General features: G+C 40.2%; 1 protein-coding gene. It reads right to left on the bottom strand.

The genetic code is table 11. The features are described from left to right. Positions 1-101: 101 nt before the first annotated feature. Positions 102-450, bottom strand: a 349-nt coding sequence (locus SCA31_RS22505; protein WP_410699281.1) for a 2-oxoadipate dioxygenase/decarboxylase family protein, incomplete at its 5' end; no start/stop codon positions are given.

The raw sequence follows: 450 nt of genomic DNA, 5'->3' as shown, positions 1-450 counted from the left end.
CCCTACGATAGTAAATAACAACGCATTGATAGCTGCCAATATTTTTATCAATAGTGACACAGAGGTTTTCCTATTTTGAGCCGACCATACGTGTTTAACGCTTATGCCGTCTTTTGCAAGGCAATAAAACAATCTTGTAAACTCTGAGCTTGAGTCGTCTCATACAAAGCCAATTCATCTTGAACGTGAGTACCCAGTGCTTTTTCAAAATCCTGCTGATTTGAATTTCCCTCATAGCTACTTTTTTTATCATCGCGTAGATTCGACTGAAAAATTCCTGCCGCACTCACAGGTAAAAAATCTTCGTAAACAATAGGCTCAATACGTATCACGTTTTTTTCGATCAGCTCGATAATCGCAGATTTGGACTCAGCCATCTCCAAGCTCGTGAGCTGCAAGTCAGTATTGCTGTTATCCACGGGTTGATAATAAAAATACGCCAAGCCTTCG

The sequence above is a fragment of the Chryseobacterium sp. SIMBA_028 genome, from assembly GCF_046535285.1.
Classification (GTDB): domain Bacteria; phylum Bacteroidota; class Bacteroidia; order Flavobacteriales; family Weeksellaceae; genus Chryseobacterium.
This window is presented reverse-complemented; position numbering and strand designations above follow the sequence as displayed.